23 protein-coding genes and 1 riboswitch are annotated in these 24,412 nt (G+C 39.1%); of the genes, 1 reads left to right on the top strand and 22 read right to left on the bottom strand.

Translation table 11 applies throughout. The annotated features are described in order from the left end of the window. Nucleotides 1-424 precede the first annotated feature (424 nt). The 8 genes from prfB to BALCAV_RS22795 form a co-directional block, all read right to left on the bottom strand. Nucleotides 425-1,529 (bottom strand): peptide chain release factor 2 gene (gene prfB, locus BALCAV_RS10640; RefSeq protein ID WP_136446155.1). Its coding sequence is split into 2 segments (ribosomal slippage): nt 425-1,456 and nt 1,458-1,529, totalling 1,104 coding nucleotides; the frame shifts between segments, so codons are not numbered across the junction. Nucleotides 1,530-1,621: 92 nt separating this feature from the next. After that, a complete protein-coding gene (secA, locus tag BALCAV_RS10645) occupies nt 1,622-4,141 on the bottom strand; it encodes a preprotein translocase subunit SecA (RefSeq protein ID WP_003323054.1) in 2,520 nt (839 codons plus the stop codon). A gap of 670 nt (nt 4,142-4,811) precedes the next feature. Further along, nucleotides 4,812-5,366: a ribosome hibernation-promoting factor, HPF/YfiA family gene (hpf, locus tag BALCAV_RS10650; protein ID WP_003323053.1), complete on the bottom strand. Its 555-nt coding sequence runs from the start codon at nt 5,364-5,366 to the stop codon at nt 4,812-4,814. A gap of 380 nt (nt 5,367-5,746) precedes the next feature. Continuing rightward, the gene (locus BALCAV_RS10655) at nt 5,747-6,712 is read right to left on the bottom strand and encodes a 5-oxoprolinase subunit C family protein (RefSeq protein ID WP_003323052.1); all 966 of its coding nucleotides are present in this window, start codon (nt 6,710-6,712) and stop codon (nt 5,747-5,749) included. Further along, complete coding sequence (locus BALCAV_RS10660) at nt 6,712-7,473, bottom strand: LamB/YcsF family protein (RefSeq protein WP_003323051.1); 762 nt, start codon at nt 7,471-7,473, stop codon at nt 6,712-6,714. Before BALCAV_RS10660 ends, BALCAV_RS10655 begins: the two co-directional genes overlap by 1 nt. Then, nucleotides 7,467-8,222: a 5-oxoprolinase subunit PxpB gene (pxpB, locus tag BALCAV_RS10665; RefSeq protein ID WP_003323050.1), complete on the bottom strand. Its 756-nt coding sequence runs from the start codon at nt 8,220-8,222 to the stop codon at nt 7,467-7,469. The genes BALCAV_RS10660 and pxpB overlap by 7 nt, the downstream gene beginning before the upstream one ends. A gap of 454 nt (nt 8,223-8,676) precedes the next feature. Further along, complete coding sequence (locus tag BALCAV_RS10670; RefSeq protein WP_040323881.1) at nt 8,677-8,874, bottom strand: cold shock domain-containing protein; 198 nt, start codon at nt 8,872-8,874, stop codon at nt 8,677-8,679. A gap of 241 nt (nt 8,875-9,115) precedes the next feature. Further along, nucleotides 9,116-9,292, bottom strand: coding sequence for a hypothetical protein (locus tag BALCAV_RS22795; protein ID WP_235213106.1), 177 nt, complete (start codon nt 9,290-9,292; stop codon nt 9,116-9,118). Nucleotides 9,293-9,431: 139 nt separating this feature from the next. Here BALCAV_RS22795 and BALCAV_RS10675 point away from each other — a divergent pair, with 139 nt between their 5' ends. Continuing rightward, nucleotides 9,432-10,379: a DUF6612 family protein gene (locus BALCAV_RS10675; RefSeq protein ID WP_003323047.1), complete on the top strand. Its 948-nt coding sequence runs from the start codon at nt 9,432-9,434 to the stop codon at nt 10,377-10,379. Between the two features lie 231 nt (nt 10,380-10,610). On the opposite strand, the gene BALCAV_RS10680 is transcribed toward BALCAV_RS10675, so the two are convergent. The 14 genes from BALCAV_RS10680 to BALCAV_RS10750 all read right to left on the bottom strand — a co-directional run bounded on the left by BALCAV_RS10680 (nt 10,611) and on the right by BALCAV_RS10750 (nt 24,383). Continuing rightward, entirely contained in the window at nt 10,611-11,036 is a 426-nt protein-coding gene (locus BALCAV_RS10680) for a flagellar protein FliT (protein WP_040323882.1), read from the bottom strand. Beyond that, on the bottom strand, nt 11,036-11,440 hold the full coding sequence (fliS, locus tag BALCAV_RS10685; protein WP_003323045.1) for a flagellar export chaperone FliS: 405 nt from the start codon (nt 11,438-11,440) through the stop codon (nt 11,036-11,038). Before fliS ends, BALCAV_RS10680 begins: the two co-directional genes overlap by 1 nt. Before the next feature lie 86 nt (nt 11,441-11,526). Next, nucleotides 11,527-13,113 carry a flagellar filament capping protein FliD gene (gene fliD, locus BALCAV_RS10690; RefSeq protein WP_003323044.1) on the bottom strand — a complete coding sequence of 529 codons (1,587 nt, stop codon included), beginning with the start codon at nt 13,111-13,113 and terminating at the stop codon, nt 11,527-11,529. Between the two features lie 141 nt (nt 13,114-13,254). Next, nucleotides 13,255-13,629: a flagellar protein FlaG gene (locus tag BALCAV_RS21180; protein WP_003323043.1), complete on the bottom strand. Its 375-nt coding sequence runs from the start codon at nt 13,627-13,629 to the stop codon at nt 13,255-13,257. Nucleotides 13,630-13,748: 119 nt separating this feature from the next. Next, entirely contained in the window at nt 13,749-13,949 is a 201-nt protein-coding gene (locus tag BALCAV_RS10700; RefSeq protein ID WP_003323042.1) for a YjfB family protein, read from the bottom strand. Between the two features lie 153 nt (nt 13,950-14,102). Beyond that, nucleotides 14,103-14,474 carry a PilZ domain-containing protein gene (locus tag BALCAV_RS10705; protein ID WP_003323041.1) on the bottom strand — a complete coding sequence of 124 codons (372 nt, stop codon included), beginning with the start codon at nt 14,472-14,474 and terminating at the stop codon, nt 14,103-14,105. Nucleotides 14,475-14,508: 34 nt separating this feature from the next. Next, nucleotides 14,509-16,593 (bottom strand): sensor domain-containing protein, encoded by a 2,085-nt coding sequence (locus BALCAV_RS10710; RefSeq protein ID WP_003323040.1) that lies wholly within the window; start codon nt 16,591-16,593, stop codon nt 14,509-14,511. 133 nt (nt 16,594-16,726) lie between these two features. Next, a riboswitch (cyclic di-GMP riboswitch) is annotated at nt 16,727-16,810 on the bottom strand. A gap of 490 nt (nt 16,811-17,300) precedes the next feature. After that, nucleotides 17,301-17,540 (bottom strand): hypothetical protein, encoded by a 240-nt coding sequence (locus tag BALCAV_RS10715; protein WP_003322786.1) that lies wholly within the window; start codon nt 17,538-17,540, stop codon nt 17,301-17,303. A gap of 453 nt (nt 17,541-17,993) precedes the next feature. Beyond that, a complete protein-coding gene (locus BALCAV_RS10725; protein WP_081939253.1) occupies nt 17,994-18,386 on the bottom strand; it encodes a PD-(D/E)XK nuclease family transposase in 393 nt (130 codons plus the stop codon). Between the two features lie 121 nt (nt 18,387-18,507). Beyond that, entirely contained in the window at nt 18,508-19,386 is an 879-nt protein-coding gene (locus BALCAV_RS10730) for an Rpn family recombination-promoting nuclease/putative transposase (RefSeq protein WP_040323885.1), read from the bottom strand. A gap of 621 nt (nt 19,387-20,007) precedes the next feature. Beyond that, nucleotides 20,008-20,598: a hypothetical protein gene (locus BALCAV_RS10735; protein ID WP_003322784.1), complete on the bottom strand. Its 591-nt coding sequence runs from the start codon at nt 20,596-20,598 to the stop codon at nt 20,008-20,010. 208 nt (nt 20,599-20,806) lie between these two features. Continuing rightward, nucleotides 20,807-22,276, bottom strand: coding sequence for a flagellin N-terminal helical domain-containing protein (locus tag BALCAV_RS23260; RefSeq protein ID WP_081939257.1), 1,470 nt, complete (start codon nt 22,274-22,276; stop codon nt 20,807-20,809). A 405-nt stretch (nt 22,277-22,681) separates the two neighbouring features. Then, a complete protein-coding gene (locus tag BALCAV_RS10745; RefSeq protein WP_003322782.1) occupies nt 22,682-23,470 on the bottom strand; it encodes a hypothetical protein in 789 nt (262 codons plus the stop codon). 58 nt (nt 23,471-23,528) lie between these two features. Then, a complete protein-coding gene (locus tag BALCAV_RS10750; RefSeq protein ID WP_003322781.1) occupies nt 23,529-24,383 on the bottom strand; it encodes a tyrosine-type recombinase/integrase in 855 nt (284 codons plus the stop codon). Nucleotides 24,384-24,412 lie beyond the last annotated feature (29 nt).

The raw sequence follows: 24,412 nt of genomic DNA on the forward strand, positions 1-24,412 counted from the left end.
CGGCTTTTATTCATTTGCTTTTGGAATCATTGCACGACTTTGATTCCCTTTGCGGCTTTTATTCATTTGCTTTTGAAATCATTGCACGCCTTTGATTCCCTTTACGGCTCTTATTCATTTGCTTTTGAAATCATTGCACGACTTTGATTCCCTTTGCGGCTTTTATTCATGGGCTTTGGCTTCATAGCCACCCCCCGATTCCCTTCGCTCCTTCAGATTCAATCGCTTCGGCCTCATTTCCCTTCTTTTGTCCCCTCTCTTCACATTCACTAATCCCAGATTCATTACTATTCAAATCATCCACCAATCCACATACGTCCTCTTCGGCATAAACACGAAAAAGCTGAAGTCCTCCAAAAGGACTTCAGCTCAACCTAACTGCAACAGGTTTATTCAACTAGATTGTACTAATTTTCAAATAAAATTACACTTTCAATGACGAGCGCAGATAAGCGTCAATAAACCCATCAAGTTCGCCATCCATAACAGCATTTGTATTCCCACTTTCATGGTTTGTACGATGGTCTTTAACTAAGCTGTATGGATGGAAGACGTAGGAACGGATTTGGCTTCCCCAGCCAATTTCCTTTTGCTCGCCACGAATTTCATCAAGCTCACGTTGTTGTTCTTCAATTCTTAACTGATAGAGCTTAGCTTTCATCATTTTCATCGCTTGATCGCGGTTTTTAATTTGAGAACGTTCGCTTTGACAAGTAACGACCGTATTTGTTGGCAAATGGGTAATCCGAACAGCTGAATCAGTCGTATTAATATGCTGACCACCGGCTCCACTTGCTCGGTACGTATCAATTTTTAAATCTTCGGTATTAATTTCAATTTCAACCGTGTCATCAAGCTCCGGCATCACTTCACACGAAACAAATGACGTATGACGGCGACCAGAGGAATCAAAAGGTGAAATACGCACTAAACGGTGCACGCCTTTTTCCGCTTTCAAATATCCGTAAGCATTATGACCCTTAATTAACAAAGTGACACTTTTAACTCCCGCTTCATCACCTGGTAAGTAGTCCATTGTCTCCACTTTAAACCCTTTTGAATCTGCCCAACGATTGTACATCCGTAAAAGCATGGAAGCCCAGTCTTGTGACTCGGTCCCACCAGCACCCGGGTGAAGCTCTAAGATCGCATTGTTTTTATCATAAGGTTCACTTAATAACAGTTGCAGTTCAAAAGCATTCATTTGCTCCGTTAATGATTTAACACCTGTGAAAAGCTCAGCCGCTAAATCCTCATCGTCTTCTTCTTTGACAAGCTCATACGAAACTTCTAAATCCTCATATTCACCTTCTAGCTTTAAAAACGTGTTCACTTGTTCCTTTAAAGCATTGGATTCATTAATAACCGTTTGGGCTCTCTCTTGATTATTCCAAAAATCAGGGTCAGTCATCAATTCATCAAGTTCAGCCATCCGCTCTTGCTTTTGTTCTAAGTCAAAGAGACCCCCTAAAGTCGTTTAATCGTTTCGAAATGATCGCAAGCTCTTGTTTTACTTCTACTAAATCCATTTCTATTCCACCTCATTCATTAATTGTCCCCTCAACATCATATGCGAGGGGACCTGTTTCATTTCTAGCTATTATTAACGCTCGTGAGTGAATTACTCATTCCCACCATGACAATTTTTGTACTTTTTGCCACTACCACAAGGACATTGTTCATTACGTCCAACCGTTTCTCCTTTACGAATCGGTTTGCGTTTTTGTTTTTCTTTACCATTTGTCGACTGTTGAACGGCTTTCCCTTCAGCGACTTTTTGACGCTCAAGATTTTGTTGGACTTGAGCTTTCATGATATACATCGATACTTCTTCTTCAATCGAGGCAATCATTTGCTCAAACATTTCATATCCTTCAAAACGATATTCACGTAATGGATCATTTTGCCCGTAAGCTCGTAAATGAATCCCTTGACGTAATTGATCCATTTGGTCAATATGATTCATCCATTTACGATCGACCGTACGAAGCATAATCACTTTTTCAAATTCACGCATATGATCGGCTGTGAACTGTTCTTCCTTCGCATTATAAGCGGTAATCACTTTACCATAAATAAGATCAATGATTTCTTCCGGATCAAGACCTTTGATTTCTTTTTCCGTCAAATCATCTTCCGTTAAAAGTTGGGCCGTCATATAGTTGACAATCGCTTGTAAATCCCAATCCTCAGGCACTTCACTTTCAGGAGTATGCAGACGAACATTTGTCTCAACCACAGACTTCATCATGTTTTCCACGATTTTACGAAGGTTATCCGATTCAAGTACTTCATCACGTTGTTTATAGATGATCTCTCGTTGCTCTCTCATCACATCATCATATTGAAGAATTTGTTTACGAGAATCAAAGTTATTGCCTTCCACTCGTTTTTGGGCGCCTTCTACTCGTTTAGACAACATCTTGCTTTCTAAGCGGTCATCTTCATCCATGCCGATTTTATCAAGTAAGTTTTTCATATTGTCGCCACCAAAACGGCGTAACAATTCATCATCTAATGATAAATAAAATTGGGACGAACCTGGGTGCCCTTGACGTCCAGCACGTCCACGGAGCTGATTATCAATACGTCTACTTTCATGACGCTCCGTCCCTAAAACGTGGAGTCCACCTAGTTCACGAACCCCTTCTCCCAATTTAATATCGGTACCACGACCAGCCATGTTTGTCGCAATCGTCACCGAGCCTTTATGACCCGCTTTTTCAATAATTTCCGCTTCACGCTCATGGTTTTTCGCATTTAAGACGTGATGTGGGATTTTACGTTTATTTAAAAGTTTTGAAACAAGTTCTGATGTCTCGACGCTAACTGTACCAACAAGAACAGGCTGGCCCTTTTGATAAAGTTCAACAATCTCCTCAACAACCGCTTTGAACTTAGACTCTAACGTTTTATAAATCAAATCTGGTTTATCGATACGAGCAATTGGTTTATTCGTTGCAATTTGGAGAACGTCCATTCCATAAATATTGCGGAATTCTTCTTCCTCTGTTTTGGCCGTACCCGTCATTCCCGCTAACTTTTGATACATACGGAAATAGTTTTGGAACGTAATCGAAGCAAGAGTCATACTTTCACGTTGTACTTGAAGCCCTTCTTTCGCCTCGATTGCTTGGTGTAAGCCATCACTATAACGACGTCCTTTCATGAGACGACCAGTAAATTGGTCAACGATGACCACTTCGCCATCCTCGACGACATAATCGCCGTCACGCAGCATGACAACATGAGCCTTTAACGCTTGAGTCAGGTGATGATTTAACTGAACATGATTTTGGTCATATAAATTCTCAATTCCAAAGGCACGCTCGGCTTTATTAACCCCTTCCTCTGTTAACTGAACATTTTTCGTCTTTTCATCTAACACATAATCTTCTTCCTTTTTCAATACACGAACAAAGGAATTCGTTTGCTGATACAGTTGTGTTGAACGCTCAACCGAACCAGAAATAATTAAAGGTGTACGAGCTTCATCAATTAAAATCGAGTCAACTTCATCTATTAAAGCAAAATGAAGAGGACGTTGCACTTTTTGCTCTTTATAAAGCACCATATTATCACGGAGATAATCAAAACCAAGTTCATTATTTGTGCTATATGTGACATCCGCATTATAAGCTTTTTGTTTTTCCTCTTTCGAAAGGCCCGTCTCATTTAATCCAACCGTTAAACCAAGGAATTCAAAAATTCGACCATAGTTGCCCATATCACGACTCGCTAAGTAGTTATTCACCGTGACGATATGAACCCCTTTTCCAGCTAGGGCATTTAAATAAACGGCAAGAGTCCCCACTAGGGTTTTCCCTTCCCCTGTTTTCATCTCAGCAATATTCCCTTGATGAAGAGCAATCGCCCCTAATAATTGGACACGGTATGGAAATTCATTAACGACACGACCAGCTGCCTCACGTGCGACCGCAAAAGCTTCCGGTAAAAGCTTGTCCAGGTCCTCGCCCTTCTCATAGCGTTCTTTGAATTGAGTTGTTTTCTCTTTTAATTGCTCATCGCTTAATAATTTAATCTCATCAGCGAGCGCTTCAATTTCATCCGCAATTTTTTCATTCTTTTTTAATTGACGTGTTATTTGATAATTTCCGACTTTCTTTAACAAACCTAGCATTAAATTCGTCCTTTCTTTTATTGAGCTTAATGTATTTACGAATTTATTCACTACAAGATTCCAAGCATTTTATAAAAATTGAAAGATAAAAATCAGGCCCAGATTCCTTTTTCAACCTGCTTTTGTATTAAAGGTGGAGTTAACTCGATTCAGTGTTCATTGTGATTAAGGTCCTATTCACTTCGGCATCACCTCAAAAAACTGTTGTGAAAAAACGAACATCCTCACCCAAACCACTCTCCAAATAAAGAGGCTCCCCACATATAAAAATGAACCTTCTATTTGATTAATTTTAACAGTTTCAGACATGGCTTACAAGCAGACTTCACACGGATTGCTATTTTTAAAATAACGAAAATTGTGGACGTATTTTCGTTTGAGATTATGTGCGGTTATTTTATTGATAAAGTGCCATTTAAAATAGGGAGGCTACTGTAGATGGGAATTGAGTGCTTAGAGAGGTTGCTTTTGGCTTCATAGCCACCGTTTGATTCCCTTTCCCCCTCTTATTCGATTGCTTTTGGAATCATTGCCCCTCTTTGATTCCCTTCCCCCCTCTTATTCGCTCTCTTTTGGAATCATTCGAGCTCTTTGTTTCCCTTTCTCTCCTCATCACAAAAAAAGAAACACAGCATCAGCCATGTTTCTTTCGTTGTTCTTTATTCATCTATTAAGCTTCGGGCTCGATTAGGCCGTATCTTCCGTCTTTACGCTTGTAAACGACGTTAGTGTCGCCATTTTCAGAGTTGGAGAAGACGAAGAAACTATGCCCGAGTAAATCCATTTGTAAAATGGCTTCTTCAGCATCCATTGGTTTTAAGTTAAATCGCTTCGTACGAACAACCTCTAGCTCGTCCTCATCGACAATTACTTCTTGCTCAAGTGGCTCTAGCTCATTTTTAAACATATATTTTAAGCTGCCTTCTTGGCGGAATTTACGGTTAACTTTCGTTTTATGCTTGCGGATTTGACGTTCTAATTTTTCAATCACGACATCAATCGCTGCATACATATCGGTATGAACTTCTTCCCCTCTAAGTAATAACTGTGGAAGCGGAATCGTAATTTCAATAATATGTTGATTGTTAAGCACTTGCATTTTCACATTTACATCCGCCACAGGAGTTGTGTCAAAATAGCGTTCAAGCTTGCCTACCTTTTTCTCAACATATTCTCTTAAAGCTGGAGTTACTTCGATGTTTTCACCACGAATATTATATTGCATTTAAGAACTCCTCCTTTTCTAAGTACCTTACTCTTCTACATACCCTATCTAAAACCCTTCTTAAACGCCTGTTTTTAGACAAGCCTTTAAGTCGACCAACAAGAATGTGCCTCCCTTTTTAAAAGGAATCCATCCATTCATTGTGACTACCCTCTCCCCATTAACCGCCGGATAAATCAATCAGCATTTCGGTAAAAGGTATGTCTCAATTAGTTGGCTTACTTCTATTATAATAGACAATTGAGAACTTATCCAAATGAATTTTACAAAGTACATAAAAAGTCATAAAAATTCGTCTTTTTTGTTAATTTTGTAAAGTCCAGCACTAAAAAAAGCCAAAAATGGGTATAGTACCACCGTTATTTAAAGTCAAAGCCCCTTTATCCATGTCTCTTTACAAAACATTCAAGCATTTTCATAAATTGACGATATTCTTTCCAAAGCTGCTGTGCTTCTTCGACTGATACGACTTCAAAGAAAAAACGATCACCCGGCCGTGCTTGAGCGACTTTAGGCAAATCAACAGAAATGACATGTCCAATGCGAGGATACCCACCTGTTGTCTGACGGTCAGCCATTAAAATAATCGGTTTTCCTGAGGCGGGAACTTGGATCGTCCCAAATGTAACTGCTTCTGATAAAATATCGGTTTTCCCGTTTCGGTGCGAAAGCGGTGCCCCCTCTAACCGTACGCCCATTCGATCAGATTGATTGGAAACGGTAAAAGGTTTACTTATAAAATCAAAAAAAGCCTCTTCTGTAAAATAAGCTTGGTCCGGCCCTAACATAACACGAATTTTTTCTGTATTGTGATAGGTAGGAATCACGTCTCGTCCTAAACCAAATCCGTTCCTGAGAGTTTCCCGCTCACCCTTCAAACGATGCAGGATATCATCGCGTTCTAGTGTTCGACCATCATATCCACCGATGTTTGCCCGTAAATACGTAGAATAACTGCCAAATAGGTAGTTTGCGGCAAAACCACCACGAACTGCTAAATAAGCTCGCATCCCTTTTTTAGCGACCGAAAAAGTAAGTCGTTGTCCTTTTTTAATTGTGACCACTTTCCAACAACCAATACCCTTACCATCAATTTTAGCCTCTAGATCAGCACCTGTGATGCAAATTTGGCATGTCGCTAACGCTTTTAAAATCGGACCGACAATTGTCAATTCTAACGCTGGTGCATTTTTTTCATTTCCAAGCAGGAGATTGGCCATTTGAAAGGCGAAAAAATCAATCGCTCCTGAGGGACTCATGCCATCACGAAGAAATTGGTACCTCCCTCGATCTTGAAGTGTTGTCAACAGACCTGGTTTCTCAACCGTAAAAAGAGCGGACTCCATTAATGAGCACCTACTTCTTTCAGCGTCATTCCTTCCGCTTGTATCCGTTCACGAAGCTTTTTGACAAATAATAATGCCTCAGCGTGATCGCCATGAACACAAACCGTATCAGCTTTTAATTGGATTTCTTCCCCTGTATGACAAATAATCGTTCCCGTTTTGACTAACTGAATAATACGATTAGCCGCTACCTCTGGATTATGAATTAAGGCGTTTACATCCGTTCGCGGCATTAAAGTACCATTTTTTTGATATGTGCGATCAGCAAAAACTTCATGTGCGACTCGTAAACCAGAACGCTCTCCGGCTTTGACTAATTCACTACCGGATAATCCATATAAAATCAATTGAGGATCAACGTCAAAAGTCGCATCAACAATGGCTTGAGCAACTGCTATATTCACCGCGGCTACATTATAGAGAGCCCCGTGCGGTTTCACATGTTTCATTTCTGTTCCATATGCTTTACACATCGCTTGCAGGGCCCCGAGCTGATAAACGACCGCTTGATAAATTTCTTCATTTTGCATCGGAATGAACCTCCGACCAAACCCCTGTAAATCCGGATAGCCTGGATGAGCCCCAATCGCCACCCCATTCGCTGCTGCGAGTTGAACGGTTTTCGCCATGACCCCATGATCGCCGGCATGATAACCACAAGCAATATTGACTGAAGTGACATATGGAATAATCGCCTCATCTTGTCCCACTTTAAAAGCTCCATAACTTTCTCCAATATCACTATTTAAATCAATTAGCAATAAAAGCCCTCCCCATCTCTTTTTCCATGATAATGTTCAATTTGCCACTCAAATCGGTTTTCTGCAACTAAATGAGCTAATCTACGGAACTCCCCATCACCAATTGGGGTAAATTTAAGGAAAGAACCAGCCTCTAAAATAGACGGGCGCTCCTTCTCTTTTTGAAAAAGCGGGGCAGGAGTGCGGCCAATAATTTGCCAACCTCCTGGGGTTTGAATCGGGTAAATCCCTGTTTGTTTTCCACCGATTCCAACTGAGCCAGCCTTTACTTGCTCTCGCGGCTGTTCCAAGCGTGGGGTTTGCAACTGCTCATTTAACCCTCCTAAATAAGGAAAGCCAGGTGAAAATCCAATCATATAAATGGGATAAATCGGCTCACTGTGTAAATCAATCACTTCTCGTTCCGTCAACTGATGATAGTTGGCAACATAAGTTAAGTCCGGACCATAATTTCCACCGTAACAAACCGGTATCGTAATTAATCGACCATAATTAATCGTTGTTTGAGGAACATCCTTTAAGTGTTCCACCAACAGGTCCTTTATTTGAGAATAAGATTGGATCACAGGATCATACAGCACGGTTAAAGCGGTATAGCCAGGAATCCAATGTTCGACACTATCTAAGTTAGCTTCTTCTAATACCTTGGCGGCAACCGCTATTTTTTGCTGAGTTTGTAAGGTAATTTCCTCTCCAAACCCAATTCGAATTGCCCGATCTCCTAGTGGTTGAACATCCAGATCCTTCAAAACAAACACAGCTCCTCTCTATTCCTTCAAAACTCCAAAACCTCTTCACTTGTCGGCATCCGAGATTGTGCAACTGCTTGATTAGCCCCTTTCCCACCTGGAAACTCATAAAAAGCTTGACCAAGAATCGTTTCACCACTTAATGGAAAGCGCTCTGCTTAGTCACCAAATCGATATTCAAACTACCGACCACAACAATTTTCCCCATCCTTACTTACCATCCTTTACCCACTTTTGACAAAAAATAAAATTGAATATATCTATTATAACGCTTTTTAAACTAAAACTGTGACGAACCGATTTAAAATCTGAAAAATTAGATATGCACAAGTTGTTCTTTTTATACCTGTTGATAAGATTCGAATCTGCCCTAAAAAATGAAAAAACCCACCTCCTAAAGAGATGGGTTTGAATGGTTATTAGCTATGATTCATTTCCTACCCAGGAATGTGAATTAAAGCTTAACTACGTTCGCAGCTTGAGGAACACGAGCACCTTCTACGATTTCAAATTCTACGTCTTGACCTTCATCTAAAGATTTGAAACCATCAGCATTGATAGCTGAGAAGTGTACGAATACGTCATCTCCGTCTTCGCGCTCGATGAAACCAAAACCTTTTTCTGCGTTAAACCATTTTACTTTTCCTTGCATGTTTTCACATTCCCTTCGTTACTAAAATACTGTGGATAATTTCCACAGTTTTACTATATCAGCGCCTGTAAATATTGTCAAACGCTTTTGTAGCAGGTTTTTTGTCGTTGAATGTTGGAATTTAGCGAAAATACGTGAATAAATGGTATCGCTTTCTTTTTATTATAAAAATAGTTCAAAAGTCACATTTTTATCATTCAACTAAAATTTATCAGATTATTCAACAATATGGAAAAGCTCATTATTTCATTTCTTTATATAAACGAGGACAGGTATATACGGCTATTCCTTCTACTTTTTTCCTCCTTTTCCTTCTAAGCGCCATAACTGTACTACACCTGCCCCTTTCCTTAACGGTCTCCATTTTCCCCTTTTTCTCTCCTTTATATGCTTCACCCATCCCCACTAACCTAATCATTACCTCATTCTTTAGCCTTATTTTTAAATGAGTCTCATTGCTTCACTTTTATTTTCCAATGGTTTTTCCTGTTCAACTTCCCTAATTTCTAGTAAAATAACAAACGTTCACTAAATATAGAGAGAAGGAGTACGAATACATGAAAAAATTCTGGTTAAGTATATTTTTATCAGGCGCTTTAATTCTTGGTGCTTGTAGTAACGAGGAATCAGATGCGACTCCAGCGGACGAATCAACCGATGCTGACAATAACACAGAAGAAGTTGTAGATGAGGGAAATGGAGCAGAGGATGAAACACTAGCAGGAGAACTATCTGCTGAAGATATTTTGACAAAAAGTATGGAAGCGATGAATGAGATTAATAGCTTTTCATCCGAAATGGTCATTAGCCAAGAAGTAGATATGGGAGAAATTGACCCAGAATTAGGCGACAGTACGATGACAACAGATATTAACATGACAATGGATGCGGTATTAGAGCCATTTGCTATGCATCAAGTGATGGATTTTTCAGTTGCTGAATTTGGCGAATCTTTCTCATCTGAATCCTATTTAACTGAAGATGGCATGTTCGAATATGAGCCAACTGAAGATGTATGGTATAAGTACCCAGAAGAATTTTACTCTGAAATCATGGCACTTGGTGCATTAGAAGTAACTCCTGAAGAACAACTTGCTATGCTACAAGGTTTCGGTGGAGAAATTGAAGTAACTGAAGAAGGCGATCACTATATTTTAACAGTTAGTGGTGCTGATTCACTCATTGAAGACCTAGCTGATGAAGTAATGAGCATGACCGGAGCAGCTGGTGCAGAGATGGAAATGATTATGGAAATGATGAACATCTCTGACTTGTCATACTCGCTTTACATTAACAAAGAAACATTCCTACAAGAATCAATCGATATGACGATGACAATGGAATTAAACATGGAAGAAGAAGGCATCTCAATGAAAATGATCCAAACAACATCAGGAACATTCTCCAATTATGACGGTGTTGACGAGATCACAATTCCAGAAGACATTATCGAGTCAGCTATTGAGCTCGACGAAGACATGTTAAGCGGATTCGAAATAGAATAATAATGAATGAAGATACCTTCGCAGCTAAGGCTGCGGAGGTTTTTTTGTGAATGGTATTGGTAATTGGGAGGGGGGGACAGCCTATTTGGGTGTTATTCGCACCCTAATTCGGTCAACACGTGATTTTCATTACTTATCACAAGTTATTCGCACCCTAATTTTTCCAGCACGGAATTTTCATTACCAATCCAAAGTTATTCGCACCCTAATCTCACCAACACAGAACTTTCATTACTTATCCACCATTTCCTCTACAAAAAAATACCCCAAGCATAACCTGCTCAGAGTATTTCCACCATTATTCCCGTTTGTCGAAAAATATTCCTTCGGGAGTTGGACCAGCATATGGATTTTCGTATTTACGAAAGTTTTGTTTTTATTTTTTAACTGACGGATATCGGTTTGAATAAAACCTTTAACCTCAGCTAGACGTCCATTGATTTGTTTGTCTAGCTCCACTAATTCTTTTGCAGCCTGCTCTTCTTCAACTTTTATTTCATAATCAGCTAAAGCCTCGAGCAACTGCTCACGTTCACTTAACCTTTTTTCTACATTCAAAATAAAGGCGGCTCTTTTTTCATCTTGCTCTGGAAAGGCTTCGTTTATTTCTGTAAAAAAAAGTTCGGCTTGTTCCTTTAATTCAACAACCTTCGACATTAAGCTTGTCCACCGGTCGTACCAAATCGTTGCTTACGATCAAGTTGAATAACTTCTTTCCACGTATCACGAAACTGGACGACAATATCCTCTGCTTCTTTTAATGCTTGTAGGTCATTTTTTACGTTTGCATCAACAAGTCGATTCAAAGTAAAATCATACATTCTCATCATATTCACACCGAGTTCTGAGTCGGTTTTTAACGTAACCATTAGTTCCCGAATGATATTTTGTGCTTTCGTAATCGCCGTGTTTCGAGCTTCCGTTTGCTCTGCCCCCATGGCTTTTTCAGCTTGTTTCATAAACTTCAGGCAGCCATTATATAACATCAGAGTCAGTTCACCTGGACTCGCTGTTTTTAAAGCATTTTGTTTATACGTTGCTTGCATTTGGGCTGTAGCCATATGACACATCCTTTTCTTTTCTCATCTTGCTTCTATTATAATATACCCTTGGCGACCAAGGGACTTTTCTCCTAAAAATTCACCAATTATCCTTGATTAAACAACTGGGCATAAATAAAGTCAGATTGGGAGTTCATCTGGTGAATTGCCTTTTCCATCGCCGTAAATTGCGACCAATAACGCTGTTCTCTTTGCTCAAGACGTCTTTCAAAATTGGCTATTCTCGTATTTAAGTCTTCTAAGTTTTTTCCTAGTGTAAATTGATGATTGGCGACTTTTCCGCGCAATCCACCAGCACGTTCAGCGACTTGGGTAATCGCGGTATCAAGAGTATCACGAAGTCTTCTCGCTAGGCCTTTTTCGGCAAACGTATCACCATCAGCCGCAAACAAGTTAAAGACTCCTTCTGCATCTTCTTCAATTGCCGCTCTTAATTTATCTTCATTAATCTCAAGTTTCCCACGTTCCATATAATCAGCAGATGTTGTAATTCCGATCGCTGATAGGTGCTTGAAGACTGTATCCATGCCCGTTTCAATCGGCGTATATAAATCACTACGTAAACGATCCATCTGATTTCGTAAAATCGGATCATTTTTCAAAAGGCCTTGTCGAGCTAAATCTTCCCATTTTTCGGCTTCCCGCTCCGATAAAGCTTCTCTTTCCTCATCAGTTAAAGGTTGATAATTCCGGTTTCGGTCCTCCGTTAACACGCCATTCACGTGGGCAAGCAATTCATTATATTCATCAACAAACGCTTTGATCGTATCAAACACTTCGTCTGTGTTCGTTGAAGGCGATAAGGTAACTTCGTTGTCGAACGTTTCTTTTAATGTGATCGTCATCCCAGAGATCGTAAACGTATTCGTAGGTCGTTCGGTTGTTAATCCATTGATGGTGAATTTAGCATTTTGGCCGCCAGATTCCATAGCGTCTTCCAATTTTAAACTTTTTAAAAAGAAATCCCCTGCAAACTCGATTTCTTTTCCCCTTACAACAGGGTTTGACCCACCTGGCTCTCCATTATCAGGGTCTGACTCATCTGGCATTGGATCTACATTATCTGGGTTAAATCTCCCTGTTTCCGTGCGAGAAAAACTCACCTTTTTTGATACATCATCATAAAAAGCCGTGACTCCCGCATTTGAAGAATTAATCTGTTGTAAAATTTGATTTAATGATTGATCCTTTGAAAATTTAAATTCCGTTGGCACAGGCTCACCATTTGGGCCATAGGTAGTAATGGTTAATTCATCATCTTCATTAAAGTCCTCAAACCCAGGCTGTTCTCCTATCGGCTTACCAGGATCAAAATCTGCCCCGCCAATGCTTCCAGTACTGGCGGTCGAGGCAGCGGATGCAAGCTGTTTCACTTCTGACAACCGCATCGTCGTATTACCAACAGTCGAATTTCCTGTTGCTGTCACTAAATTTGAATTCGAACTCGTGACCGTTTTCGCTAACATTGTCGAAGCACGCATGACGTTATCAAAAATATTGTTTCTGAATGTATTAAATTTTGTATTGATTTCGCGATAACTTTCCATTTTCCAATTGATTGTTTGTTGCTCGCGTAGCATTTTATTCATCGGCATTCTTTCAGCCATCATTAAATTATTGACTATCTCCTGGATATCCATTCCAGAAGCCATTCCAGCCATTCTAATTCCCATTTCCCCACTCCTCTACCTGTTTCCTCTTACTTACTATATCGGTTTTTGTCGACGCTTTGTTTACGTTTCTTCCTAATTTTCTTACAAAAAAAGAACTGAATTGAATCAGCTCCTCGTTTCTTCTATTTAAATAGGTTCACCTTAAATACGTTCATCGACAATTAAGCCGGCATTTCGTAACATCGAAGCGACCATATCAAGAAACATCTCTGGAGGGATTTCCTTGATCACTTCATCTGTATCCCTACTTATTAGCTGGACGTAAATACGGTCTAAATCGTCATGAACATTGAACTTTACAGCTGTCTGGTTAGACTTTAGTAGTTCATTCATGCTATCTACTTTTTTCATTAATACTTCAGCCGGAATCGCCCCTTGATAATTTTTCTTAAATTCCGTTTCTCCTTTGGTCACAATTGAAGTTGGAGTTTCAAAGTTAAATTTAAATTTGGCATCATCATTGGCTGGTTTGGCTTTAAATAAAGCATAAGCATCAGTTGTTGGCTTAATCTCCATTTTTGTCTCCTCCACATCTCATTTTTACTTATATCGGACATAAAAACGATAAATAAAGGGAACAAAGACCTATGACAATCATAAAAAAGAAAAAAGCTCCCACGAAGGAAACCTTTTTTCTATAATTTAATATCGATTGAATGACCTAAATGTGGATGAACTGCTCTTTCAATTGCATTTACATCGGCTGAACTCATCAATTTTTGGATCGCTTGACCTTGCTGTTCAGCTTGTCCTAAGTTTTGTTTTAATAAAGAAACACCTACTTGCTGCTGAACCTTGCCTTGACTTAGAGCGATTGATAATAGTGGAATATCCATTTTAGAAACCTCCAATTTGATTGCAAAACAAAAATAGCTGAACATTATTACCTTCTAAAAACGTAGGCGATTGGAACCCATTCGCCCTTCTCTATTTGGTAAATTATAAATATAAATCAGCTTTCCGTCTAGTTAAAGGTCCTCTTATACACATTACTTATTTACTACTACATATTTTTTCAAAGCACCCAATAACTCTTTTTCCGAATAAGAATCAGGCTCAAGCTTCACTCCATACATACAGCTTTGCTGACGATCCTTCCTCCAAATAAGCTCACCACTTAGATAAAACGGTTGGTCAAGAATCATAAACACTAGCAAAACGTTCGTGGCAACAGGGAGCTGCAGTTCTGAAATGACTTTCATTCCCTTTAAGCTCATATCGATAATTTGAATCGAGCCTGTATTACTTTCTATATCTATACCTTGAATACCCCTCGTACTCATCTTTCCAACGATCCGCTCTTTAAAAGATAATCGAAACCCTTCATTTCGCTTAAAAATCCCATCGGCTGGATATTTCATTTTTCACACTCCTGTATAAACGTCTCTTTCCCAACTAATTAAATTGGCTATTCAAATAGTCTTCAAATTCATTGTTTGATAACGGTTGGCTAAATAAAAATCCTTGCCCTTGACTACAACCTTGCTCACTTAAACGGTTCAGTTGTTCTTGGCTTTCGATTCCTTCGGCGATGACATTCATATTTAATGCTTGAGCAATGTCGACAATCCCTTTAACAATCGCCAAGCTTTCTTTATTTACATGAATATCCCTAATAAAGGACGCATCTATTTTTAACGTATCGACCGGAAGATGTTTAATATAACTAAACGAGCTATAGCCTGTCCCAAAATCATCAATGGAAATATGAACACCTAAATCACGAATTTCTTGAAGCGTTTTGACCGTGTTTTCTAAATCAATCATAATACTTTCTGTCACTTCTAATTCCAGCCATTTTGCGTTTAATTCTGTCTCATCAAGAATCGATTTAATCTTCTCCGCTAAATTCGGTTGAGAGAATTGGCGTGTCGATAAATTGACCGACAATGTTAAAGGTGTGTGTCCTTGCTTTTGCCACTTTTTATTTTGCTTACAGCCTTCTCGAAGGACCCATTCTCCAAGCGGAATAATTAACCCCGTCTCTTCAGCTATTGGGATAAATTTATTCGGGGCAATCCTTCCTAATTCTGGATGATTCCAACGAATAAGGGCTTCCATCCCCATTAATGCTCCTGTCTCGATATTTTTTTTAGGCTGATACTCGATATAAAACTGCTCTTGCTGAATCGCCTTTCTTAACTCATTTTCGAGCAAAATTCGTTCCAATGAGCGTTCTTCCATATCCGAATGAAAGAAAAGAAAGTTATTCCCCCCTTGCGCTTTGACCGTATAAAGAGAAATATCCGCTCTTTTTAACAATTCATCGACACTATTTCCGTCTGAAGGAAATAGCGAAATCCCGACACTACACGAAAGTTCAACCATTCTTTCACCGATTTCAACAGGGTCTCGAAAGCTCTCGATAATTCTTTGTGAAACGGTTTCTACTTCTGTTTTGCTGGATAGACTCGTAAGTAAAATCGTAAACTCATCTCCCCCAATTCGAGCGACAATATCAGAAGAACGCAGGCATTGCCTAATCCGTTTGGCTACTTCAATCAAGGCTAAGTCCCCGACCTCATGCCCATATGAATCATTGATGTATTTATATTTATCAACATCGATATACAAAACAGCCAATTGGAGTTGCGAATGCTTATGGTTTTGTACTTCCTTCCGTAAGCGATCAATAAAAAAACGACGGTTCGGCAGTTCTGTCAATGTATCATGATAGGCTAATTGATAGATTAAGCGCTCATTCTTTTTCCTAGCTGTCACATCACGAATCACTAATAAAAAATATTCACTCTTTTCCTGTTCATTATAAATCGAGTTTAACTTCGCTTCCGCATCAATATACTGGCCTGATTTTTGTTGAATCCGAAATTCTAATGCAGTGGATTGCGATTCCTTCCCACTCATAACGGATATCCCCTCACTAAAATGCTTGTGGTCTTCTAGGTGAATCCAATCAAGTAAATTCGTCTTGGCTTCACCTTCTAGGCGCTTCCCTAAAAACTGAATTGATGAAGGCGAACAATACAGCACATTCATGTTTGAATCGAGCGTTACGATTAGATCGGAGGAATTTTCGGTAATTAGCCGGTATTTCTCTTCACTTTTGCGAATATCCGCTTCCATCTGTTTTTGGAGCGTGATATCGTTTCGAATAGAAACATACTGATAAGGTTTTCCTTGCTCATTTAAAAAAGGCACAATCGTCGTATCGACCCAATAATAAGACCCATCTTTCGCCTGGTTTCGGATTTCCCCTTTCCATGTCTCCCCACTTCCAATCGTTTTCCACATTTCTTTAAAAAAAGGAGCCGAATGATAACTTGAATTTAAAATCCGATGGTTTTGACCAATTAGTTCCTCCAACGAATACTGAGAAATTTTACAAAACTGCTCATTGGCATAAAGAATCACGCCACGTTGGTCGGTCATCGCCACAATCGAGGATTGATCCAACGCATATTTGACATCTCTTAATTCCCTTAAAACCTCTTCATTTAAACTTACTTGTTGCTCCACCATTTGAATTCCCCCATATTTTCTTTCTAAAAAAGCTCCCCAAGTAATCATCTTTGTAAAAAGCAAAAACAAGAATTACATAAATCTACAGCGAAGTTCTCTCTTGTTTCTTTTTATATAAATAAAAAAAGACCCTCAACTTGACGGTCGGTTGCACTACTCGCTCCCAGCTATTTAAGTGCCCACATACAAATAGCCATTCCTCGCTTCCAAATCTATGTATATTTTACTAGTTTCTACGATATACTTACCTCTATTATAGGACTAAAAAACTAAAAATCAATTAATATTCAGTGAACAATTTTTGATAAGCTTGAAAATACTTATGATAATAATTCGTTATTTGTAATTTAGTAGTGAATATTTCTAGGGGTTTTTCTCGAGCTTCTAACGGCCTAAGGCTAGATTGATTGTATAGTCTCAAGCGAGAACAAGTGGAGTTTGTTTACTCCGCCAGCTGCATGCCCTACGCGTTCCGCGGGTGAGCGTGAGCCTCCTCACTTCGTTGCGGGGTCTCACGTCCCTCACTATTCCCGCAGGAGTCTCCGGGCATTCCGCCGGCTCCGTTTTGGTTATCGAAAACGATTGGGGTTCAACTAGTAGTGAATCCTTTTGATTGATTCAGTGCCGTTAGACATATGATCCCTATTTTAACTACTTCACTCATAAAAGTTGTTAGGATCATAATGAGGTAGTGATACTTTTTATTTCTAATGTACAGTGGGCTGTAATTTTTTCTCTAGTAAGGAGACTTCTACTTTTAAATCATTTATTCGGGTGTTTAGTTTGTTTCTCTCACTCATAGATAACTGAAAATCACGTGCAAATTCGGCGATTTCTTTCATTTTATAGAGTTTTTCTTCTATCTGGGCTAAGATTTGGTCTTGTTGTTTCGCCTGTTGTAATTGATTTTCTAGGTACCTCTTATGTTCTTGGGTTTCTTTGTTCATTTAAATGGCCTCCGAGGGTGGTTGGATGAGTAATCAGTTGTTTATTTTAATATATCGGTAAAAAATCTAGAAACATTAATATAAATTCTAGAACTGTTACTCTTTAAATTTTACAAGTAAAAGATACCTCATTTGTCCAAAAATAAAAAGAGTAACCTCACTTGACTACTCTAAGTATTACTCACCTATATTCTACTTTTCAAAGTCTTCTAAAAGTGACACTACTCCTCCTTAACACCTTTACAAGTTGTTTGAAAAAGGGGATTCCTAAGAACACCAGCGTAACCGATAACAACTGCGGTAAGAGTTTGATGTAAAGAATCGAAAGTCAATAAGTTTTCTTTGACAACATTCTCTAGTTGAGCAACAATCCTTATTGTCCTGTTTTCATTCATAACAAAAAGAGGCAATCGATGGTTCAAAATCGCCCCGTTCGCCCCCTTGTTGATCACATTAGTTGTTTAACTTATTCTTTAGCTCCATCAATTCTGCCTGGGATAATTTAGTCAATTCCATAATTAAATCTAAATCCATTTCCTTTTCAAGCATACCAATTGCCATTCTCTCTCTTTCTTCTTGTCTTCCTTCTCCTCGAAGAGAAGCCATATCCTTCAATGCTTTCTCACGGGCTTCATATTGCATCCTGATCTTTGGATCCATACTTGCAATCCTTAATTTGTCTACTCCAATTTCTAACATTGGGCCTTGTTTCGCCATTTCTTCCCACCTCGACTCATCAGAATTTGTTAAGAAACGTAGCCATTTGGCCATACGGTCATTCGCGGTAATCTCCCCGTAATCGATAACAACTGCGGTAAGAGTTTGATAAAATGGATCGAAAATCAATAAGTTTTCTTTGACAACATTCTCTAGTTGAACAACAACCCTCTATATCATGTTTGCATTCAAAACAAAAAGAGGCAATCGATAATTCAAAATCGCCCCGTTCGGCCCATTGTTGATCACATTAGCTGTTTAACTTATTCCTTAGCTCTATCAACTCTACATGAGATAATCTAGTCAATTCCATAATTAAATCTAAATCCATTTCCTTTTCAAGCATCCTGATTGCCATTCTCTCTCTTTCTTCTTGTTTTCCTTCTTGTCTACCTTCCCCGCGAAGAGAAGCCATGTCCTTTAATGCCTTTTCACGAGCCTCATATTGCATTCTGATCTTCGGATCCATACTTGCAATCCTTAATTTGTCTACTCCAATTTCTAACATTGGGTCTTGTTTCGCCATTTCTTCCCACCTCGACTCATCAGAATTTGTTAAGAAACGTAGCCATTTGGCCATACGGTCATTCGGGGCAACCTCCCCTTTTTGATCTAGAATCTTGAACTTTGGCATTTCAAAAAAATATAACTTCATTAAGTCATCTGGATAGGCTTCTAGTGTATGATCTTCCCGTAATCGATAGCAACTGCGGTAAGAGTCTGACGGAAAAAATCGAAAGTCAATCAGATTAATCGCTACTACTTTTGTTAACTCGATGTATTCTCCACCTTCCCCTAATTGACCTTCATACAGCTTCGATGCATAGTACAACGAACGTTTGTAGATATTCTTTTGATTCGATAACTGAATTTCTATATTAATATATCCATGCCCTAACACTTTTGCCCTTACATCTAGGATGGACTCCTTATCTTCTAAACTTTCTTTATTTAATGTTGGATTAAGGACCTCCACCTTCACAAGACTTTGCCCTTCTGGAACATCAAACACATCATTTAAAAAGGCTAATAATAGTTGATTTGATGCTTCATCCTCGCTTCCAAACAGAAGTTTAAACACAAAATCATTCTTTGGCTTCAACCATTTAATCGGTGTTTGACCTGACATCGGTTCCACTTCCCCCTCGTGTATTCCTTGCTAACAGTATAACATATTTTCAATTTCATCATAAAAAACACTTGACAAAAACACAAGTCATTTTCAGGTTTCTCTCAGTTATTTTTCCGCTCCCTCTCGTAGACAATTTCAAAGATGTTATGCTGAGCAATATTCACTCACTTAGCTGGCCGCACCTTCTCTTCTTTCACTACATCAACCAAGGGCAACTGTAACTGCTTACTGTAATCATACTTTCTCATTTCACATTCCTAAAATTGAAATAGCCCCTACTCCTACAATGGAAGTAGAGGCATTGGTTGCTTGTTTCTTAGGCATCTAGTGCTCAAAAGTAATAATAATAGTTAAATATTCAATCATTACTGGTTATACACTTACAACAAATGTTTAGGGCACACTATCTACAAAACTTCGAGCTTTCGGGGTTCGATCCTTGTACTAAAAAAGAAAAAGAGTAACCCACATTGGCTACCCCACAATTCGCTAAATTTCCCATTCTTCCTCCCTCTAAAAACTGGACAAATTCTTACAATCTTCGGGGAGTGACAGTGCACCACTACATAAAGAAACGCTCAAAATCACTTGCTCAATCACTGTAATTGCAGCAGTTGCTTATGAAGCATCATTTGGCCCTAGAGAAATTTCAAAAGTAAGTGTTTGTTGGTAAAGTTCACTACTAAAATCTACTTGAATTAAATTTGTATCCTTTTTTAATGCATAAGGACCATATGTCTGTACGCTTCTCCCGTGCTTTATTGCCTGAAAGATAGTAGCATCAAAAGGATAATCACTAGAACCAATTGTGATATATTCAAGTGCACGATTATCCTCATCAAAAACTTGAAAATCTTCAGGGTTAATTTCTAATTCATCTAATTTATCATCCTCACTCACATATTTATAAGTATATGTAAGAACTAACATCTGCTTAGTATCTCGAGGCAACCAGTCTAACTCTAAATAGTCTTGATAATTACCATCTACCTCTACAACTTCAACTGAATCCATCGTGATAGAATAGACATTTTCTGAGTTCTCATTTGTAATAAACGCCTCTTCATTGATCTTATAAATCGTTTCCTCAACTACTTTTTCACTATCCACATTAGATGATATATTAGATTTAGCATCCGTTTCGTTTTGACAACCGATAAGAGTTGTTAATAAAGCACTAAACAAGATAATTGAATAAAACTTTTGCAAAGATATAACCCCCAAATAATAATAACAATAAAATATTAACCTATTTACTTTATGCTTTACTTGTAAATCTTTAGTAACCCAGGCTCTCGCCGAATCATAAATACCTTATAGAAGTGCATTTTTGCATTACAATTAAAGACATTTCCTTCTCCTTCATTAAAAAGAGACCCTAGCATAACTAGAGCCTCCCTTAAGTTAAAAATTAAAATTATCCAAGTAACTGAAGAACAGCTTGTGGAGCTTGGTTAGCTTGTGCAAGCATTGCTTGAGAAGCTTGAGAAAGAATGTTGTTCTTCGTCATTTCCATTACTTCACGAGCCATGTCTACGTCACGAACTCGAGATTCTGCTGCTTGTAGGTTTTCAGCAGATGTGTTTAGGTTGTTGATTGTGTGATCTAAACGGTTTTGAGTAGCACCAAGCATAGAACGCTCTGCAGAAACTTTTTCAATAGCATTGTTGATCGTTTTAATAGCTGCATTTGCTGCTTCCTGAGAAGAAACATCAATACCGCCAGAACCTTTTACTTCAAGAGTTGCATTGTCATCTAATGCTGCACCAACAGAGAACATAACTTTAGCATCACCAATTACATTTGCAGCTAAACCAGTAGCATCTCCATCTAAACTCAAATCAGCTGGATTGTAGTAGTCAGTTCCGTTAAATGAAATTCCAGCTAACTTTCCATTAGAATCAAGTAAAACAGAATCGATTTCATCATAAGCAGACTCAGTAGCATGCCATGAAATTCCTTCAAAGTAATCGGCATCATCAGCAGCAAGATTTCCTCCTGCTTCCGTAACTACTTTATATGTCCCTGTTTGGAGACCATTAGTATCGATAGTTGCAGTTGCTTTAATATTACTAATAGAACCATCACTATTATCAGCTGACAATGTTACAGTTCCATTAGTAACTTTATCATCAAAACTAATCTCTCCAGCAGCATCGGTATTCGCTGAGCTTAAATTACTAGCTTTATAAGCTCCATCTAAAAGTTTGAAATCTTTACCGTCTTGGCTTGTAGCAACAACTTCACCTTTGTCATTAGCTAAACCATAGTTAGCTACTTCACCATCAGCTAAAGTTACATTGTCAAGTTTTACAACATTTAGAGTTTGCTCACCAGCTACTAAACCTACATCATCTAAGTCCCCACCAGTAGCAGCAGTGCCTGAACCTTCAATCTTATATGTTGCTTGTCCTTCACCACCGCCAGAAACACCCAATGCTTGAGCACTCATTGCATTAATGGATAAAGAAATATTTTGATCTTTGTTTGCACCAATATGGAACTTCCCTTTGAAATCTCCGCCAAGAAGATTTTGTGTATTAAATTCAGTAGTATCAGCAATACGAGTAATTTCCGCTGCTAACTGATCAACCTCTTTTTGAATTTCTCCACGGTCAACTTCAGTATTAGTATCATTCGCAGATTGAACTGCTAATTCACGCATACGTTGAAGGATAGAATGTGTTTCTTGAAGTCCACCCTCAGCAGTCTGAATCATAGAAATCCCATCTTGAGCATTACGAGAAGCTTGATCCAAACCACGAATCTGTCCACGCATTTTCTCAGAGATTGCTAAACCTGCTGCATCGTCTCCAGCTTTGTTAATACGAAGACCTGAAGCCAACTTCTCCATTGCATTTTGTCCGTTTTGTTGGTTAACACCCATCTGACGAAGAGTGACCTCACTTTTTCCAATCCCAAAAGGAATCCCAATGACTCTCAAACCTACTCGTAGCAAGCACTCCAGCAATCCTAGTTGAGCAACATTAGTGCAAAAAAACAGAACGGAAAGTTCCGTTCTCAAAACATAGAATGCCTCAATAGTTTGGAAGCATAATGCTCAAAAGAAAGATTTCCATTAGATCACCAAATGGTAGTGTGGCAATCCCAATGGTGACAATGGCTTTCTCTCCACCTGATCTTGTGACAAACTCTAAGAAAACCTTCTCTAGTTGTGCAATCTAGTTTTTCCAGTAAACCCCCACTTGACCCTAACGTAGTGTCAGAACCAACATCATTGTCAACTTGGTCGCTACTGACGATGAAAACGGCACAAAACGGCTACGACTTGCTAACCTCTCTCTAACATAGTCGTCACTTCTCTCTCGTAACCGAATTCTAGAAAGAATCGAACAAGAGCAATCTCAAAGATGTCACGCTGAGCAATATTTTTCTCCTTGCTGTAATCTCGAATCATTTGATCTAACTGATTGCTCATGTGGACTGACTTCGTGACAAAGATACCTGGAACTGAGTACCTTGGAAGACCTTGTGCTCCCTTCGATTGAACTGACATCTTGTCAATCAACTCAACCAATACTTGTTGATTTTCGTCTAGGTACTGCAATAATGGTAAGTACCTGCCCAACGAACCTAGCTCACTCGTAGATGGAAAAGCCACTACTCCCTCAACATCATCTTCGTGGTCTTTAGGGGCTGCCCCAGTTGCCACAACTTCTGGACCAGGCTCTTGATCTAAGATGTAGTTGTTTCTGTCTGCATCCCAAACATACCCTTTGGAAGTCATGTACAAAGCTAGTGCTCTCGCATTCTCAAAATCTAGTTTCTCTGCAATCTCCTTCGCATTCCATTGCTTCTTCGCAAACAAGGCAACCACTTCATCAGCTTTACTAACTCTAAAATTGACACTTTGTGTTGAGCTATTCTGACCATTGAGGATATAGTTTCCAATGCTTTTGTCAAAGGTGTAACCCTCTAATCGAAAAGCATTGTCTAAAGAACGATAGGTACTGTAACCTAAATCGGCAGCAACCTCTTCCCTGCTTTTTCCACGACTAATTTCTTCCCTCGCTAACTGTAACTTTTCTCTTTTGGTCAATTCATGAATCGCTTTTTCCATCATTCTTCTCTCCTTTGAAAAGGACTTCCTTAACATCTGCTAAGAAAGTCCTTTGTGATTATAGTACATCAACTGCTTCCTCTAACTGTGACATAGACGCATGGGTATAAATTGAAGTGGTCTTGAGATCAGAATGTCCCAAAAGTTTGGACACACTGACGATGTTAACATTCTTCTCGACCAAACGTGATGCAAACGAGTGCCTGAACGAGTGCGGTGTAATGGTTCGCTTCCACCCCAATGCTTGTCTAGTCTCACGAACAAGGGCTTGGACTCGTACCTTTGACAATCGACCTGTTTTCTCTGTCGCAAAGAAGGCATCAGATTCCACTCTCCACTGGCAATAATCCACTAAGATGTCATACAACTTGTCTGCAATAGGAATCGTCCTAGACTTGTTTCCCTTCCCATTACGAACATAGATCTTCCTCTTCTCCATATCAACATCTTCCACATCAAGTGCCAACGCTTCAGCAATTCTTAGTCCTGAGTAGAAAAGCGTAAGAACAACGACCTTGCCAAGTTTGTGTGTCATCTTCGCTACAAACTCCATCACTTCTTGCTCTGTCAAATAGTCACGCTCCTTCTGTGGAATGCGAACAGGCTTGATTTCAGAAGCAATGTCAACAGTGCACCATTTCTTCTTCCAAGCCAACTGAAAAAACATCTTCAAAGCAATGTGCATACGCTTCATGCTAGATGGCTTGTACTGCCGTTCTTCTCTAAGCATGAACAGAAACTTCTCAACGTCCTCTAACACAATGTCTTCGGTAAAGACCTGACAGTTGAACTGTTGTTGCAGCCACTTCTCAAAGAAGGTCAAATCCTGGGTGTAACCAGTAATCGTTGCTTTGCTCCTGCCTAGTGCCTTTAGGTCATCAACAAACAATGAAATGTGCTCTTGAAAAAGCATCATACCATCTCCTCTCATTTCCTATATCT

It is taken from the genome of Alkalihalobacillus alcalophilus ATCC 27647 = CGMCC 1.3604 (genome assembly GCF_000292245.2).
Lineage (GTDB): Bacteria > Bacillota > Bacilli > Bacillales > Bacillaceae_D > Alkalihalobacillus > Alkalihalobacillus alcalophilus.

Bases quoted from the DNA above. Each gene is read 5' to 3' on its own strand.
- secA (WP_003323054.1), bottom strand. From the start codon at position 4,141: ATGCTAGGTTTGTTAAAGAAAGTCGGAAATTATCAAATAACACGTCAA.
- hpf (WP_003323053.1), bottom strand. From the start codon at position 5,366: ATGCAATATAATATTCGTGGTGAAAACATCGAAGTAACTCCAGCTTTA.
- BALCAV_RS10655 (WP_003323052.1), bottom strand. From the start codon at position 6,712: ATGGAGTCCGCTCTTTTTACGGTTGAGAAACCAGGTCTGTTGACAACA.
- BALCAV_RS10670 (WP_040323881.1), bottom strand. From the start codon at position 8,874: ATGCAAGGAAAAGTAAAATGGTTTAACGCAGAAAAAGGTTTTGGTTTC.
- BALCAV_RS22795 (WP_235213106.1), bottom strand. From the start codon at position 9,292: ATGATTAGGTTAGTGGGGATGGGTGAAGCATATAAAGGAGAGAAAAAG.
- BALCAV_RS10675 (WP_003323047.1), top strand. From the start codon at position 9,432: ATGAAAAAATTCTGGTTAAGTATATTTTTATCAGGCGCTTTAATTCTT.
- BALCAV_RS10680 (WP_040323882.1), bottom strand. From the start codon at position 11,036: ATGTCGAAGGTTGTTGAATTAAAGGAACAAGCCGAACTTTTTTTTACA.
- fliS (WP_003323045.1), bottom strand. From the start codon at position 11,440: ATGGCTACAGCCCAAATGCAAGCAACGTATAAACAAAATGCTTTAAAA.
- fliD (WP_003323044.1), bottom strand. From the start codon at position 13,113: ATGGGAATTAGAATGGCTGGAATGGCTTCTGGAATGGATATCCAGGAG.
- BALCAV_RS21180 (WP_003323043.1), bottom strand. From the start codon at position 13,629: ATGGAGATTAAGCCAACAACTGATGCTTATGCTTTATTTAAAGCCAAA.
- BALCAV_RS10700 (WP_003323042.1), bottom strand. From the start codon at position 13,949: ATGGATATTCCACTATTATCAATCGCTCTAAGTCAAGGCAAGGTTCAG.
- BALCAV_RS10705 (WP_003323041.1), bottom strand. From the start codon at position 14,474: ATGAAATATCCAGCCGATGGGATTTTTAAGCGAAATGAAGGGTTTCGA.
- BALCAV_RS10710 (WP_003323040.1), bottom strand. From the start codon at position 16,593: ATGGTGGAGCAACAAGTAAGTTTAAATGAAGAGGTTTTAAGGGAATTA.
- BALCAV_RS10715 (WP_003322786.1), bottom strand. From the start codon at position 17,540: ATGAACAAAGAAACCCAAGAACATAAGAGGTACCTAGAAAATCAATTA.
- BALCAV_RS10730 (WP_040323885.1), bottom strand. From the start codon at position 19,386: ATGTCAGGTCAAACACCGATTAAATGGTTGAAGCCAAAGAATGATTTT.
- BALCAV_RS23260 (WP_081939257.1), bottom strand. From the start codon at position 22,276: ATGGGTGTTAACCAACAAAACGGACAAAATGCAATGGAGAAGTTGGCT.
- BALCAV_RS10745 (WP_003322782.1), bottom strand. From the start codon at position 23,470: ATGGAAAAAGCGATTCATGAATTGACCAAAAGAGAAAAGTTACAGTTA.
- BALCAV_RS10750 (WP_003322781.1), bottom strand. From the start codon at position 24,383: ATGCTTTTTCAAGAGCACATTTCATTGTTTGTTGATGACCTAAAGGCA.